The organism is Streptococcus mitis (assembly GCF_003942965.1).
GTDB lineage: Bacteria > Bacillota > Bacilli > Lactobacillales > Streptococcaceae > Streptococcus > Streptococcus mitis_BH.
Window position 1 is genome coordinate 1 of record NZ_RJOG01000030.1, and the last position, 16,223, is coordinate 16,223.

At 38.3% G+C, this 16,223-nt stretch carries 13 protein-coding genes; 8 read left to right on the forward strand and 5 right to left on the reverse strand.

Annotated features, from left to right (window positions below):
• Nucleotides 1–138: 138 nt before the first annotated feature.
• From D8837_RS08135 to D8837_RS08145, 3 genes are read right to left on the reverse strand one after another with little or no spacing between them, the layout of a single operon-like run.
• Entirely contained in the window at nucleotides 139–807 is a 669-nt protein-coding gene (locus D8837_RS08135) for a hypothetical protein (protein WP_125456738.1), read from the reverse strand.
• Between the two features lie 53 nt (nucleotides 808–860).
• Nucleotides 861–1,697, reverse strand: coding sequence for a VanW family protein (locus D8837_RS08140; RefSeq protein WP_125456739.1), 837 nt, complete (start codon nucleotides 1,695–1,697; stop codon nucleotides 861–863).
• A complete protein-coding gene (locus D8837_RS08145; protein WP_312023206.1) occupies nucleotides 1,681–2,274 on the reverse strand; it encodes a YqeG family HAD IIIA-type phosphatase in 594 nt (197 codons plus the stop codon). Before D8837_RS08145 ends, D8837_RS08140 begins: the two co-directional genes overlap by 17 nt.
• Before the next feature lie 506 nt (nucleotides 2,275–2,780).
• Between D8837_RS08145 and D8837_RS08155 the strand changes: the two genes are divergently transcribed.
• On the forward strand, nucleotides 2,781–4,886 hold the full coding sequence (locus tag D8837_RS08155) for an ATP-dependent Clp protease ATP-binding subunit (RefSeq protein WP_125456740.1): 2,106 nt from the start codon (nucleotides 2,781–2,783) through the stop codon (nucleotides 4,884–4,886).
• Between the two features lie 60 nt (nucleotides 4,887–4,946).
• Here the strand turns inward: D8837_RS08155 and D8837_RS08160 are convergent, their stop codons facing one another.
• Together D8837_RS08160 and D8837_RS08165 are read right to left on the reverse strand one after the other, a co-directional pair.
• Nucleotides 4,947–5,429 (reverse strand): S-ribosylhomocysteine lyase, encoded by a 483-nt coding sequence (locus tag D8837_RS08160; protein WP_125456741.1) that lies wholly within the window; start codon nucleotides 5,427–5,429, stop codon nucleotides 4,947–4,949.
• 94 nt (nucleotides 5,430–5,523) lie between these two features.
• Nucleotides 5,524–7,008, reverse strand: coding sequence for a DUF1846 domain-containing protein (locus D8837_RS08165; protein WP_125456742.1), 1,485 nt, complete (start codon nucleotides 7,006–7,008; stop codon nucleotides 5,524–5,526).
• 152 nt (nucleotides 7,009–7,160) lie between these two features.
• On the opposite strand from D8837_RS08165, the gene D8837_RS08170 reads away from it, so the two are divergent.
• From D8837_RS08170 to D8837_RS08200, 7 genes are all read left to right on the forward strand, one after another.
• The gene (locus D8837_RS08170) at nucleotides 7,161–8,768 is read left to right on the forward strand and encodes a glycoside hydrolase family 13 protein (RefSeq protein ID WP_125456743.1); all 1,608 of its coding nucleotides are present in this window, start codon (nucleotides 7,161–7,163) and stop codon (nucleotides 8,766–8,768) included.
• A gap of 195 nt (nucleotides 8,769–8,963) precedes the next feature.
• On the forward strand, nucleotides 8,964–10,922 hold the full coding sequence (locus D8837_RS08175; protein ID WP_125456744.1) for a peptide ABC transporter substrate-binding protein: 1,959 nt from the start codon (nucleotides 8,964–8,966) through the stop codon (nucleotides 10,920–10,922).
• 189 nt (nucleotides 10,923–11,111) lie between these two features.
• Entirely contained in the window at nucleotides 11,112–12,560 is a 1,449-nt protein-coding gene (locus D8837_RS08180; RefSeq protein ID WP_125456745.1) for an LCP family protein, read from the forward strand.
• Nucleotides 12,561–12,566: 6 nt separating this feature from the next.
• Nucleotides 12,567–13,298: a capsular polysaccharide biosynthesis protein Cps4B gene (gene cps4B / locus D8837_RS08185; RefSeq protein WP_045604987.1), complete on the forward strand. Its 732-nt coding sequence runs from the start codon at nucleotides 12,567–12,569 to the stop codon at nucleotides 13,296–13,298.
• Nucleotides 13,299–13,306: 8 nt separating this feature from the next.
• Nucleotides 13,307–13,999, forward strand: a complete 693-nt coding sequence (locus D8837_RS08190) for a CspC family polysaccharide chain length determinant protein (RefSeq protein ID WP_125456746.1) — start codon at nucleotides 13,307–13,309, stop codon at nucleotides 13,997–13,999.
• 10 nt (nucleotides 14,000–14,009) lie between these two features.
• The gene (locus tag D8837_RS08195; protein WP_045604983.1) at nucleotides 14,010–14,723 is read left to right on the forward strand and encodes a tyrosine-protein kinase; all 714 of its coding nucleotides are present in this window, start codon (nucleotides 14,010–14,012) and stop codon (nucleotides 14,721–14,723) included.
• 23 nt (nucleotides 14,724–14,746) lie between these two features.
• A complete protein-coding gene (locus D8837_RS08200; protein WP_045604981.1) occupies nucleotides 14,747–16,096 on the forward strand; it encodes a sugar transferase in 1,350 nt (449 codons plus the stop codon).
• Nucleotides 16,097–16,223: the final 127 nt, after the last annotated feature.

Below are 16,223 nucleotides of genomic sequence, written 5' to 3' on the forward strand. Positions count from 1 at the left end.
TTTCTAATTTATTTCAAAATAAAAAAATTACCTTCTAAAAATTAGATTTTGCACCTAATTTTTAGAAGGTAGTTTGTTAATATTAAAATCGAATTTATTGGATAAAATGAAAGAGTTGGCTATAAAGCATATTTTGCCTTATTTTTCCATATAATTACAAACATTATTAATCTGTTCGTGAAAATCTGTGCCAAATTTTTCGTCAAAAAATGCACTTCCGACTGTAAAAGCCCAAGGATTTGCCTCAATGACTTCATCTAAACGTTCATAACTATCAACACTGCCAGCCAAACAAACGGGAGCCTCTATAGCTTGAACAAAAGCATTGTTTAGTTCGACAGGATCACCTGTATATCGGTACCCTAGCAAGTCAAATCCGTAAACTCCTTTTGCTAGATATTCCTTTGCTTCAGAAATCATATCCTCGATAGAACCTTCTAGAATAGATGGGCGATTAGTAATTTGTCCAACAAATGGCATGTATTTCATGTTGTTTTCTTTGCAGAATTGATTGATTGAATCAAAGAAGACAGTTCCCATTAAAATATCACACCCACATTCTTTTGCAATTTTTGCCCCTTGAAGTCCACTTTCTTCGTCATATTCAACAACTTCAAGAAAAGTAGTTTTACCGCAAGATTTCATTCTGGAGAATAGAGATTTCATTTCAGAAATAGGAAGAGGTTTTTCTTTAAATCCCCAATACTGAGCTTTAGAGTTTTTACATGATTCGAAAATTTCACTAGCATTTTCAACTGTGTGATCATTATGTGTCAGCATAACGATTAATTTAGGTGTGGTGTTCATAATAGTTCCTTTTATCTTGAATTTAAGTCTTTTTTGATAGTAGAATATTTAGATTATTGTTTAATCATTTCAGTAGGAATGAGCTTCGGATCATACATGACTTTTGAATGATTTTTTAAAATCAGTTCTTTTTCTAAAATTTGTTCAGTTATTCTATCCACTTTTTCACGATAAATCATAGAGTTACGATAGTAATGATCCCCTTCTTTTTTGAAATGATGATTTTCTTCGACAATTTGATAAGTGAATGGGAATTGGGATTCACTGCGTAATTCTCCGAAGAGAATGTCATTTTCTACCCATGTTCTTAATTGAATTTTTTGGTTAGTCGTGTTTGTGAAACGATAATCTTGATAATTATATTGAACAGATGTTCCATTAGCAAATGGTTTTCGTTTTCCTTTATCTGGATCCAGTGCATCTGAATGCGTATGAAATTCCGTAATTTCCATTGGACTATGAACGATTAATAGATGAAGTAGATTAGCTAGGTTGCAGAGTCCGCCGCCAATTCCAGGTTCTACTTTACCATTAATAATTACTCTTCCTTCTAGGTATCCTTTTCTCTTAGTTGTATTTCCAACTAAACTCCAAAAAGAAAATTCTTCACCCGGAAAAATCATAACATGATTCAAGGTTTGTGCTGCAATATTGATATTAGTTGCTTTTCCTTTTTGAAGATTAATATCAATACCAGGACCATGCTTAATCAACTGAGTAGAGAATGATGAAATCAAGTTAGGTAGAAGTTTTTCTTGACGCACTTTCGAAAATTTCTTGCCTTGCTTTAAGTTTTGAAGATGTCGTTTTAGATTTTCTTTTTTTAAAGAAATTTTATATGTAGTGGGACTGATTTCACAAAATAGTAGATCCTTATTCCAAAAAACCATGTTGCTTCTCCTTTTTAATCATATCTAAACTTCTATTTTTTTGTCTTAAAAATGGGTAAGTATATAGTATTAATTTTTCAACCCATCGTTTTTTACCAATTCCGCCTTCTTTAGGATCATATAAAAAATCAACTAAGATAGTGGAGATGTTTGCACGACTAGCTCCGAGTACATCTGTAAAAAGTTGATCTCCAATCATAACTGTTTCAAATGGTTTTAGCTGCATTATGTCAAGAGCTTTTTTAAAATTCTTGGGATTTGGTTTGTCAGAAAGAGGAATAAAGGGTACAGATAAATGTTGATTAAATTCTGATATTCTTTCTTCGTCGTTGTTTGACAAAAGAAAAATTTGAAAACCAATGGCTTTGAGATTTTGAAATAGTTCAATAACTTGTTCTGTGGCTGGAGCTCCGTGCATAACAAGAGTTTGATCTATATCAAAAATTAATCCTTTAAATCCAAGTTGAAATAATCTTTGATAGGGAATATCAAAAACAGTTTTTGCTCGTGCCGCCGGCATGAATGGGAACATATTGTGTAAAGCCTTTCGTTGAATATATATCAATAATTCTAGCATATACAGAGAGCAAGGTCAACAGTACTATGATCTATCTAGATTAGAAAAAGCTAGATTAATATGAATTGCTTAACCTTTTGAGTTTTATTCTTAAAAAGATTGGTCAATTAAAGTCAAATCTCTTGACCTTTTCTGACTAATGTAGTATATTATGAACGTAAGGTAAATGAAAGCCTTACGTGAACACTTATGCTCAATGAAAATTAAAGAACAAACTAGGAAGCTAGCCGCAGGTTGCTCAAAACACTGTTTTGAGGTTGCAGATAGAGATGACGTGGTTTGAAGAGATTTTCGGAGAGTATTATTTAAAGTAAAATAGAAAGAGGTGGGGTCTATGTTTAATCTAGAAATCTTTAGAAGTAAAGATAGTCTACTCCTGCTTGAAAAAGAAAAACCAGAAATAGTACGTAGAGTAGCCATCTAGCTAGTCTAAATTTTTTAAAACAAAGGTCAAAGATAGTCAATATCAGTAATTATAACTAAGTAAACAAAAAGAGGTAAAGAATATGAACAACAACTTTAATAATTTTAACAACATGGATGATTTATTTAACCAATTGATGGGTGGTATGCGAGGATATAGTTCTGAAAATCGCCGCTACTTGATTAATGGACGTGAAGTCACACCTGAGGAATTTGCTCACTATCGTGCAACTGGCCAATTGTCAGGAAATGCAGAAGTTGATGGACAAATGCCACAACAGGCTTCAGGTATGAAACAAGACGGTGTCCTTGCTAAACTTGGTCGTAACTTGACAGCAGAAGCGCGTGAAGGCAAGTTGGATCCTGTTATCGGTCGAAACAAGGAAATTCAAGAAACTTCTGAAATCCTCTCACGTCGTACCAAAAACAATCCTGTTCTGGTCGGAGACGCGGGTGTTGGTAAGACAGCCGTTGTCGAAGGTCTAGCGCAAGCCATTGTGAACGGAGATGTTCCAGCTGCTATTAAGAATAAGGAAATCATTTCCATTGATATCTCAGGTCTTGAGGCTGGTACTCAATACCGTGGTAGCTTTGAAGAAAATGTGCAAAATCTAGTCAACGAAGTAAAAGAAGCAGGAAATATTATCCTCTTCTTTGATGAAATTCACCAAATCCTCGGTGCTGGATCTACTGGAGGTGACAGTGGATCTAAAGGGCTTGCGGACATTCTCAAGCCAGCCCTCTCTCGTGGAGAATTGACAGTGATTGGAGCAACGACTCAAGACGAATATCGTAACACTATTTTGAAGAATGCAGCTCTTGCTCGTCGTTTCAATGAAGTCAAGGTCAATGCTCCTTCTGCAGAGGATACATATAAAATCCTTCAAGGAATTCGTGACCTCTATCAACAACACCACAATGTCATTTTGCCAGACGAGGTCTTGAAAGCAGCAGTGGATTATTCTGTTCAGTATATTCCTCAACGTAGCTTGCCAGATAAGGCCATCGACCTTGTCGATGTAACAGCGGCTCACTTGGCAGCACAACATCCTGTAACAGATGTACATGCTGTTGAACGTGAAATTGAAGCAGAAAAAGACAAGCAAGAAAAAGCTGTTGAGGCGGAAGATTTTGAAGCAGCTCTAAACTATAAAACACGAATTGCAGAATTAGAAAAGAAAATCGAAAACCACACAGAAGATATGAAAGTGACTGCAAGTGTCAACGATGTGGCCGAATCTGTAGAACGAATGACAGGTATTCCAGTATCACAAATGGGAGCATCAGACATCGAACGTTTGAAAGATATGGCTCATCGCTTGGAACACAAGGTTATCGGTCAAGATAAGGCGGTAGAAGCGGTAGCTCGTGCTATCCGTCGTAACCGTGCTGGTTTTGATGAAGGCAATCGCCCAATCGGTAGCTTCCTCTTTGTAGGTCCAACTGGAGTTGGTAAGACTGAGCTTGCTAAGCAATTGGCGCTGGATATGTTTGGAACCAAGGATGCAATCATTCGTTTGGATATGTCTGAATTCAGTGACCGCACAGCCGTTTCTAAGCTAATTGGTACAACAGCAGGTTATGTAGGTTATGATGACAATAGCAATACCTTGACAGAACGTGTTCGTCGCAATCCTTACTCTATCATTCTTTTGGATGAGATTGAAAAGGCTGATCCTCAAGTCATTACCCTTCTCCTCCAAGTTCTAGATGATGGTCGTTTGACAGATGGTCAAGGAAATACAGTAAACTTCAAGAACACTGTCATTATTGCGACATCAAATGCTGGATTTGGCTATGAAGCCAACTTGACAGAAGATGCGGATAAACCAGAATTGATGGAGCGTTTGAAACCATTCTTCCGTCCAGAATTCCTCAACCGCTTTAATGCAGTTATTGAGTTCTCACACTTGACTAAGGAAGATCTTTCTAAGATTGTGGACTTGATGTTGGCTGAAGTTAACCAAACCTTGGCTAAGAAAGAGATTGATTTGGTAGTCAGTCAAGCAGCTAAGGACTATATTACAGACGAAGGCTATGACGAAGTTATGGGTGTTCGTCCGCTTCGCCGCGTGGTTGAACAAGAAATTCGTGATAAGGTGACAGACTTCCACTTGGATCATCTAGAAGCTAAACATTTAGAAGCAGATATGGAAGATGGTGTTTTAGTCATTCGTGAAAAAGCTTAAACTATCATTTTGAAAATAAAAAAGAAGGAATCATCTAAAAAGATGGTTCCTTTTTTGCGATTAGATGACATGACGCTCAAAGGCATCATCTGAAATCCCTTGTTCTAGAATGAGTTTTGCCCACTCTTTAGCAGAAAAGAGGCTGTGGTCCTTGTAGTTTCCGCAAGATTCGATGGTTGTTCCAGGGACATCTTCCCAAGTAGTAGTTTCAACGATTTCCTTGAGCGAATCCTTGATAACAGCTGCAATTTCAGCGCTGGTATGGCGTCCCCACATAATCATGTGGAAGCCTGTGCGGCACCCAAATGGTGAACAGTCAATCATACCGTCAATGCGGGTACGGATGAGTTTGGCCAAGAGGTGCTCGATAGTGTGAAGTCCAGCAGTAGGGATAGAGTCTTCGTTTGGTTGCACCAAGCGAATATCATAGTTGGAGATGATGTCTCCTTTTGGGCCTGTTTCTTCCCCAATCAAGCGGACATAAGGCGCTTTTACAATGGTGTGATCAAGTTCAAAGCTTTCAACAATAACTTCTTTTGACATGGTAAATCCTTTCAATTTTCTCTTTTCATTATAACATAAAGCTGGCTCCTGAGACAGAGAGAAAACCTCTCCGAGGGTGGAGAGGTTGAAATCTTTATTTACGATACAAGCGGTCGTATTGGTAGTAAGGGTCAAAGGTTACGTTGATACCCAGTTTACGAAGGACATTCTTGTCTTCATCTGTCAAGATGATAGTTGAGTGGGCTTCGCTTCCTTTGAGGTTGCCAAGTTCTTCCATAGCACGAGCAGCATCAGGATTTTCTGTAGCTGTGATAGCAAGAGCAATCAGGATTTCATTTGAATGAAGGCGTGGATTGCGGCTACCGAGATGATCGATTTTAAGACCTTGGATTGGCTTAACAACTTCAGGTTCGATTAGTTTTACTTCTTTAGCGATGTCAGCTGATTTCTTGATGGCGTTGATAAGAGCAGCTGCTGTAGGACCAAAGAGTTCTGAGTTCTTACCAGTGACAATTTCCCCAGTTGGCAATTCAAGGGCTAGGGCTGGTCCGCCAGTTTCTTCAGCTTTTTGGCGTGCAGCAACAGCAACCTTGCGGTCTGCAGGTGTGATACCGAGGTCGTTCATGAGTAACTCGATTTTCTTGACAGCAGCTTCGCCGACTTTTTCGGCTTTAAAATCAAGAACAGTTTGATAGTAACGGCGGATGATTTCTTGTTTAGAAGCTTCGACAGCAGCTTCATCATCTGTAATAGCTAAACCAACCATGTTGACACCCATGTCTGTCGGTGAAGCGTATGGAGATTCACCGAGGATACGTTCTAACATGCGCTTGAGCACTGGGAAAATCTCGATATCACGGTTGTAGTTGACAGTGGTTTCTCCATAGGTTTGGAGATGGAAAGGGTCAATCATGTTGACATCATCGAGGTCTGCTGTAGCAGCCTCGTAGGCCAAGTTGACTGGGTGATGAAGGGGGAGATTCCAAACTGGGAAGGTTTCAAATTTAGCGTAACCAGACTTGATACCATTGATTTGGTCGTGGTACATGTTTGACATACAAGTTGCCAATTTTCCAGAACCAGGTCCAGGAGCAGTTACGACAATCAAGTTGCGACTGGTTTTGATATAGTCGTTTTTCCCCATACCTTCTGGAGAAATGATGTGGTCCATATCTGTCGGATATCCTTTGATTGGATAGTGAAGATAAGAATCAATTCCGTTTTTCTCAAGTTGGTTGCGGAAGGCATCTGCAGCTGGTTGACCAGCGTACTGTGTGATGACAACAGAGCCAACAAAAATTCCCAATTCATTGAATTTGTCAATCAAACGAAGAACTTCCTGGTCATAAGAAATGCCCAAGTCACCACGTGCCTTAGAATGCTCGATATTGCTAGCATTAATAGCAATCACAACCTCAACCTGCTCTTTCAATTCTTGTAAGAGCTTGATTTTATTGTCAGGCTCATAACCAGGAAGAACACGAGCAGCGTGAAAATCTTCTAACATTTTGCCACCAAACTCCAAGTAGAGCTTGCCGTCAAATTGGTTAATGCGCTCCAAAATGTGGTCGCGCTGTAGATTCAAATATTGTTCAGAACTAAAAGCTTGTTTTTTCATTTTTTTACCTCTGACCTCTATTATAATAAAAAATTGGAAGTTAGGAAACTATGGAGTTAAAAAAGGAATCAAAAAGATTAGGCAAACGCTTGCACAAAAATCTGAAAAGCGCTATCATAGACTATAGATTATTAAAATAATGAGGTAAGAAGATGCAAGAAAAATGGTGGCACAATGCCGTAGTCTATCAAGTTTATCCTAAGAGCTTTATGGATAGCAACGGAGATGGAATTGGCGATTTGCCAGGAATTACTAGTAAGTTAGACTATCTAGCCAAGCTGGGGATTACAGCGATTTGGCTTTCTCCCGTTTATGACAGTCCTATGGATGATAATGGCTATGATATTGCTGATTATCAAGCGATTGCAGCTATTTTCGGGACCATGGAGGACATGGACCAACTCATCGCAGAAGCTAAGAAACGTGATATTCGAATTATCATGGACTTGGTGGTCAATCATACCTCGGATGAACATGCCTGGTTTGTCGAGGCCTGCGAAAATCCTGACAGTCCTGAGCGAGACTACTATATCTGGCGGGATGAACCCAACAATCTTGATTCCATCTTTAGTGGGTCTGCTTGGGAATACGATGAAAAGTCAGGTCAATACTATCTCCACTTTTTCAGCAAGAAACAGCCTGATCTCAACTGGGAGAATGAAAAACTTCGCCAGAAAATTTACGAGATGATGAACTTCTGGATTGATAAAGGCATTGGTGGTTTCCGTATGGATGTCATTGATATGATTGGTAAGATTCCTGATGAGAAAGTAGTCAATAACGGTCCTATGCTCCATCCTTATCTCAAGGAAATGAATCAGGCAACTTTTGGGGATAAAGATCTCTTGACAGTGGGAGAAACTTGGGGGGCGACACCAGAAATTGCCAAACTCTACTCTGATCCAAAGGGTCAAGAATTGTCTATGGTCTTCCAGTTTGAGCATATCTGTCTTCAGTATCAGGAAGGGCAACCTAAGTGGCACTATCAAAAAGAACTGAATATCAGTAAGTTGAAAGAAATTTTCAACAAATGGCAGACAGAGTTGGGAGTTGAAGACGGTTGGAATTCGCTCTTCTGGAACAATCATGACCTCCCTCGTATCGTCTCAATCTGGGGAAATGATCAAGAATACCGCGAAAAATCTGCCAAAGCCTTTGCAATCCTACTTCATCTTATGAGAGGGACTCCCTATATCTACCAGGGTGAGGAGATTGGGATGACCAACTATCCTTTTGAAACACTGGATCAAGTAGAAGATATTGAATCCCTCAACTATGCGCGTGAAGCTCTTGAAAAAGGTGTTCCGCTCGAGGAAATTATGGACAGTATCCGTGTCATCGGACGTGATAATGCCCGTACCCCGATGCAATGGGATGAAAGCAAAAATGCTGGTTTCTCAACAGGTCAACCTTGGTTGGTAGTTAATCCAAACTATCAAGCAATCAACGTTCAAGAAGCACTAGCAAACCCAGATTCTATTTTCTATACCTATCAGAAGCTGGTTCAAATCCGTAAGGAAAACAGTTGGCTGATTCGAGCTGACTTTGAACTATTGGAAACAGCTGACAAGGTCTTTGCCTATATCCGTAAAGATGGCGACCGTCGATTCTTAGTTGTGGCTAACTTGTCCAATGAAGAACAAGACTTGACCGTAGAAGGAAACGTCAAATCGGTCTTGATTGAAAATACCGCAGCTCAAGAAGTCTTTGAAAAACAAATCTTAGCTCCATGGGATGCTTTCTGTATGGAAATACTATAAACATTTTTTACAGAAAAATCTAAAAATGAAATCGTATAAAAACAAGGGAGGACTGTATGAAAGGTAGAAATCCTTTGTTTTTTTATGGTCAGTATTTATAAATTTTCATTCTCGAAATTCAATTAACTTTACAAATTCCTACTATTTTGGTAAAATAAGCTTATGTTATAAAAACTAACATAAAGGAGAAAGAAGATGAATACAAAAAAGCGTGTCCTTAGTGCAGGCCTGACTTTTGCGGCTGCTTTGCTTTTAGCTGCTTGCGGACAATCTGGTTCAGATACAAAAACTTACTCATCAACCTTTAGTGGAAATCCAACTACATTTAACTATTTATTAGACTACTACGCTGATAATACAGCTATTATTACTAACCTAGTTGATGGTTTGCTTGAAAATGACAACTACGGGAACTTAGTTCCGTCTTTGGCAGAAGACTGGTCTGTTTCAAGCGACGGTCTGACTTATACCTATAAACTGAGAAAAGATGCCAAATGGTTCACGGCTGACGGTGAAGAGTACGCCCCAGTCAAAGCACAAGATTTTGTGACAGGTATCAAGTACGCAGTGGATAATAAATCACAGGCCATTGACTTGATTCAAAACTCGATCAAGGGCTTGAATGATTATATTACAGGAGCGGATTCTGACTTTTCTAAGGTTGGAGTGAAAGCTATTGACGACCAGACTGTTGAGTATACTTTGGCACGTCCAGAGCCTTACTGGAATTCAAAAACAACGAATAGTATTCTTTTCCCGGTGAATGAAGAGTTTCTAAACTCAAAAGGGAAAGATTTTGGTACTCTATCTCCAGATAGCATTCTCTACAGCGGACCTTATTTGTTAAAAGATTTCACATCAAAATCATCTATCGAGTATGTGAAGAATCCGCATTACTATGATCATGACAAAGTATCGATTGAACACGTAAAATTGGCTTACTTTGACGGCTCAGACCAAGAATTGACCATCCGTAACTTTGAAAGTGGAGCTTATTCTATCGCTGGGGTTTATCCAAATAGTTCTAACTTTGCCAAGACCAAGGAAAAATATAAGGATAATATCGTCTATAGCTTGCAGGACAAGACTTCTTGGTATTTCAATTTCAACGTCAACCGTAAGGCCTACAATCACACTGCTAAAACGACAGATGAGCAGAAGAAGTCAACTGAGACAGCTGTCTTGAACAAGAACTTCCGTCAAGCAGTGAACTTTGCCTTGGATCGCACAGCCTATTCTGCCCAGTCAAATGGGGAAGAAGCGGCTAGCAAGACCCTTCGTAACACCCTAGTGCCTCCAACATTTGTCCAAGTTGGAGACAAGACCTTTGGAGAAGTAGTTGCTTCTAAATTGGTCAACTATAGCACAGAATGGTCAGGTATTAACTTGGCAGATGCTCAGGATGCCTATTTCAACAAAGAAAAAGCCCAAGCAAAATTTGCGGAAGCTAAAAAAGAATTGGCAAGTCAAGGTGTGACTTTCCCTATTCACTTGGATGTGGCTGTTGATCAAACAAGTAAAAATGCTGTGACAGGAATGAACTCAGTTAAGCAGACATTTGAATCAGTTTTGGGTGCTGATAACATTGTCATTGATGTTCAGCAACTTTCAACAGATGATTTTAATAACGTAGCCTTCTTGGCACCAACACCAGCTGATCGTGACTATGATTTGAACTTTGATGGTTGGGTAGGTGACTACCAAGATCCATCAACTTATCTCAATCCTTTCAATGCAGAGGATGGGTTCTACCTCAAGATTTTTGGTCTAGATGCTCAAGAAGATAAAGCTAAGATTGCTAGCTTGGGGCTTGATACTTACACCAAGATGCTCAAAGATGCAGATAGTGAAAATAAAGATGTAGCCAAACGATATGAAAAATATGCTGAAGCACAGGCTTGGATGATTGACAATTCTCTGATTATGTCAGCTATGTCAAGTGGTGGAACAGCATCTGTAACCAAAGTAACGCCATTTACAAGAGGGTATTCACTGGTCGGCATCAAGGGTGATGGCAATAACTACAAGTACATGAAACTGCAAAAAGATACTGTGACAACCAAACAGTATGAAGAAGCTAAGGCCAAATGGGAGCAAGAAAGCAAAAAAGCAATCGAAAAAGCTCAAAAAGAAGCAGAAAATCATGTTAAATAGATGAGCGAGGTTCCGTAAGGGACCTTGTTTTAATGTTTATATAGTAAATTTATTGATGTAATTGTTTGCAAATCAAAAAGAATGTTTCGGAAAGAAGATGAAAACGCCTTACCTAAGCGGATTTACCCCACAAGAGTATTTTTTTATGATATAATAAAATGAAATAAAAATTGATAATAGAGGTATATTGTGAGTAGGTCTTCGAAGCGAACTCGTCAGGGTAAAACAAAAATATTGATTAGTTGGGGGTTGCTAGCTATCTATACAGTACTAGCGGTCTTTTTATTGTTTTTGATTTTCAAATACAATATGCTTGCCTTCCGATATCTGAACATAGTAGTTACCGTTTTAATTGTGGCCTTAGCTATCTTGTGCTTCTTTTTAATTTGGTCCAAGAAAGCTAAAAATCTAACGCTGATTTTATTACTACTTGGTGTGGTAATCAATGGGACTTCCCTCTTTGCTGTAAGTCAGTTCATTGGCTTTACCAGTCGTTTGAATGCAACATCGAATTACTCAAACTATTCGATGAGTATTGCGGTGTTAGCAGATAGTCCAATTGAGAATATCAGTCAAGTAACCAGTGTAATGGGGCCGACTGGGACAGATAAGGATAATATCCACCAGTTGCTGAATGATCTGAAAGTTAGTCAAAATAAGGAATTGACAGTCGAAGAAAGTAGTTCTTATCTTGCGGCCTATAAGAGCTTGTTAGCTGGAGATACAAAGGCAATCCTTCTAAACAGTGTCTTTGAAAATATTATCGAATCAGAATATCCAGACTATGCTTCAAAGATTAAGAAAATCTATACCAAAGAATTGACTAAGAAGGTTGAAACTCCAAAGGATGTCAAAGGTGACAGTTTCAACGTTTATATCAGCGGAATTGATACTTACGGTCCAATTAGTTCAGTTTCTCGTTCGGATGTCAATATCATTATGACAGTGAATCGTGAAACGAAAAAGATTCTCTTGACCACAACACCTCGTGATTCTTACGTTCCAATTGCAGATGGCGGCAACAACCAAAAGGATAAGTTGACCCATGCGGGTATTTATGGTGTAGATGCTTCAATCCATACACTGGAAAATCTCTATGGTATTGACTTGAACTATTATGCTCGTTTGAATTTCACCTCTTTCTTGAAATTGATTGATTTACTCGGTGGAGTTGATGTTTATAATGACCAAGAATTTGATGCATATACAAATAACGGAAAACATTACTCTGCAGGTAAATTACATTTGGATTCGAAAGACGCTCTTGGCTTTGTGCGTGAGCGCTATTCCTTAGCTGATGGAGATCGAGATCGTGGCCGTAACCAGCAAAAGGTCATTGTCGCTATTTTGCAAAAGTTGACCTCGACGGAAGCTTTGAAAAATTATGACAGTATTATAAAAGGGCTGCAAGATTCGATTCAAACCAATATGCCACTTGAAACCATGATGAACCTGGTCAATACCCAACTTGAGAGTGGTGGAACGTATAAGATCAATTCACAAGATCTTAAAGGAACAGGGCGGATGGATTTACCATCCTATGCTATGCCTGAGAGCAACCTCTACATGATGGAAATAAGTGATAGCAGTTTAGAGTCAGTCAAGGCTGCAATTAATGATGTGATGGAAGGAAAATAAAGTAAAATGATTGATATTCATTCGCATATCGTATTTGGTGTGGATGATGGTCCGAAAACTAAGCAAGAAAGCAGGGCTCTTCTGACAGAAGCCTATAGACAAGGTGTAAGGACTATTGTATCGACATCGCATAGGCGAAAAGGGATGTTTGAGACTCCTGAGGAGACGATAGAGACAAACTTCCAAGAAGTTAAGGAGCTAGCTAAGGAAGTGGCTCCAGACTTGACTATTCTCTATGGAGCAGAAATTTATTATACTAGTGATGTACTTGAGAAGCTAGAGAAGCAAGTGATTCCAAGACTCAATGGGACACGCTATGCTCTGATTGAGTTTAGTATGGCTACTCCTTACAGAGAAATCCATACTGCTTTGAGCAATGTTCTTATGCTTGGTATAACCCCTGTAGTTGCTCACATCGAACGCTACCATGAATTAGAAAATAACGAAAAACGGGTAAAAGAGTTGATTGATATGGGTTGCTATACTCAAATCAATAGTTCGAGTATCTTAAAACCAAAGTTATTTGGAGATAAATACAAATTTATGAAGAAACGAGCTCGTTATTTTCTAGAGCGTGATTTGGTACATTTTGTTGCTAGTGATATGCACAATCTAGACCAAAGACCACCTTACATGAAAGAGGCTTATGAGATTATCTCAAAACAATACGGTGAAGGTAAAGCGAAAGAATTATTTATCGAGAATCCTCGCTTCATCTTAGCTGATCAAATTATATAGGAGTTGACATGAAAGAAAATAAAGAAATCGCAATTGATGTTGTTCAATTATTTAAAATCCTTTGGAAGAAGAAAATCGCTATCATCTTGACTGCGATAGTGGCAGCTGTTCTAGCTTTTGGAGTAAGTAGTTTTGTTCTTACGCCTGAGTACTCTAGTACAACACGTATTTATGTGGTCAATCGAAATCAATCAGAAAATGCAGGGTTGACGAACCAAGATTTGCAGGCTGGTAGCTATCTTGTGAAGGACTATAAGGAAATTATCCTTTCTCAAGATGTGCTGGAGAAAGTCATTTCAAATCTTAAATTAGAACAAACAGGCAAAGGATTAAGCAAGAAGATTCAAGTAACAGTGCCTGTAGATACTCGTATTGTATCGATTGCTGTAAAGGATGATCAACCAGAAGAAGCCAGTCGTATCGCCAATGCTCTTCGTGAAGTGGCCGCTGAAAAAATTATTAAGGTAACTCGCGTATCAGATGTGACAACACTAGAGGAGGCAAGACCGGCCTTAACGCCATCCTCACCTAATATTCGCCGCAATACTATGCTTGCTTTCTTAGCAGGTGGTGCAGTGATGGTTATTTTGATTTTATTACTTGAATTGTTGGATGATCGTGTAAANCGTCCAGAAGATGTCGAAGAAGTCATGCAGGTTGCACTTTTAGGAATTGTTCCAGATTTGAATAAGTTAAAGTAAGGGAGAAAACATGCCAATATTAGAAATCGGACAAAAGCGTTTAGATTTTGCCAAAAAAGCTGAGGAGCACTATAATGCTTTGCGTACCAATATTCAATTGAGTGGTGATAATTTGAAAGTTCTTGCCATTTCATCTGTCAAACCTGGTGAGGGGAAGTCAACAACTTCAACTAATATCGCCTGGGCTTTCGCGCGTGCAGGATATAAAACACTACTAGTAGATGCGGATATCCGTAATTCAGTTATGTCTGGTGTCTTCAAGTCAAGGGAAAAAATTACTGGATTGACTGACTTTTTGGCAGGAACTACAGACCTTTCTCATGGACTTTGTGATACAAACGTTGAAAATCTGTTTGTTATTCAGGCAGGACCGGTATCACCTAATCCAACAGCCCTCCTTCAAAGTGAAAATTTTCATACCATGATTGATACCCTGCGTAAGTATTTTGATTATGTCATTGTGGATACAGCACCGATTGGGATGGTCATTGACGCTGCCATCATTACACAGAAATGTGATGCTTCAATCTTGGTAACAGCAGCAGGAGAGACAAAACGTCGTGATGTCATAAAAGCCAAAGAGCAATTGGAACAGACAGGGGTACCTTTCTTAGGTGTAGTTCTAAATAAATTTAACACAGAAGTTGAAAAATACGGAGCTTATGGTGGCTATGGAGCCTATGGAGCCTATGGTTCTTATGGAAATTATGGAAAAAAGAAGTAGGTAGAGTTAGCTAGGAGGTAGTTTTGAGAGAAGTATCAAATATTCGAAAATTAGAGATTCTCATAATACAACTGTTTCCAATTTATCTGTTATCGTTTGTATTAGCTAGTCATGAACTTCTGGTATTTCTGATGGTGGTTCACACTATTTCTTACTACATTAGTGCATATAGTAAAAATTTCAAATACCGGACCCTTGCAGAGGAATGTATACAAACATTAAAATATATACTGGTTTATATTTTCTTATCCTGTATAGTTTTTCCTATTTTAGAACCAAATATACCATATTTATCATTAGCTAATCTATTATGCATTGTGACTGTAAATTCAATTATGCTAATGATTGTCAATATTTGGATTCGTAAGATTTGGAAATATCTATCACTTCAAAAAAAATATACTCAGCGTATCTTGCTAGTGACCACACGTGCAAGAGTTGAGAGAGTACTAAAGCAACTTTCTACTTATGAGTATGGCTATGTTTCGGCTATTTGTATTGTAGATGATGAGCAACTTCAATTTTATGATGTAGAAATAGTTAAGCTGGATAATCTGGTAACCTATGCTACGAGATCGGTCGTAGACCAAGTGGTGATTAATCTCCCAAGCGAAAGCTTTTTAATTGCAGACTTTGTTTCTCAATTTGAAACGATGGGTTTACCAGTAGCTGTCAATATAGCAGCCTTAGATTTTGTAACCAATAGTGAAAAAGCGATTCAACGATTTGGGAATTCTAGTGTTGTTAATTTTTCGACAACCTTTTATCGTTCGAGTGATGTTGCTTTAAAACGAATGATGGATATAATCGGATCTTTATTTGGTCTAGTGATTTGTGGTATAGCGTCTATTTTTCTTATTCCTCTGATAAAAAGAGATGGAGGTCCTGCTATTTTTGCTCAGGATAGGGTTGGTAGAAATGGACGTATATTTAAATTTTACAAATTCCGTTCTATGAGAGTTGATGCTGAGGAAATTAAGAAGAACTTGATGAGTCAGAATCAGATGCAAGGTGGAATGTTTAAGATTGAAAATGATCCACGCGTGACAAAGATTGGACACTTTATTAGAAAAACTAGTCTAGATGAATTGCCACAATTTTGGAATGTTCTAAAAGGGGATATGAGTTTAGTTGGTACTAGACCCCCAACCTTGGATGAGTATATGAAGTATACACCGGAACAAAAACGTCGTCTAAGTTTTAAACCAGGAATTACAGGACTTTGGCAGATTAGTGGTAGAAGTAATATTAAAAACTTTGATGATGTAGTGAAATTAGATGTTACTTATTTAGATGGCTGGACAATTTGGAAAGATATTGAAATTTTATTGAAAACTATAAAAGTGGTTCTAATGAAAGATGGAGCAAAGTAAAATCATTTAGCCTAATTATTATTTTTGGTGTTCAAATAAAATGATAGGAGAGTTAGGTTACTATGTAGAAAACTTAAACTCTCTTTTATGTATAGAAAAGGATAAAAATAATGAACATTGTTTATGC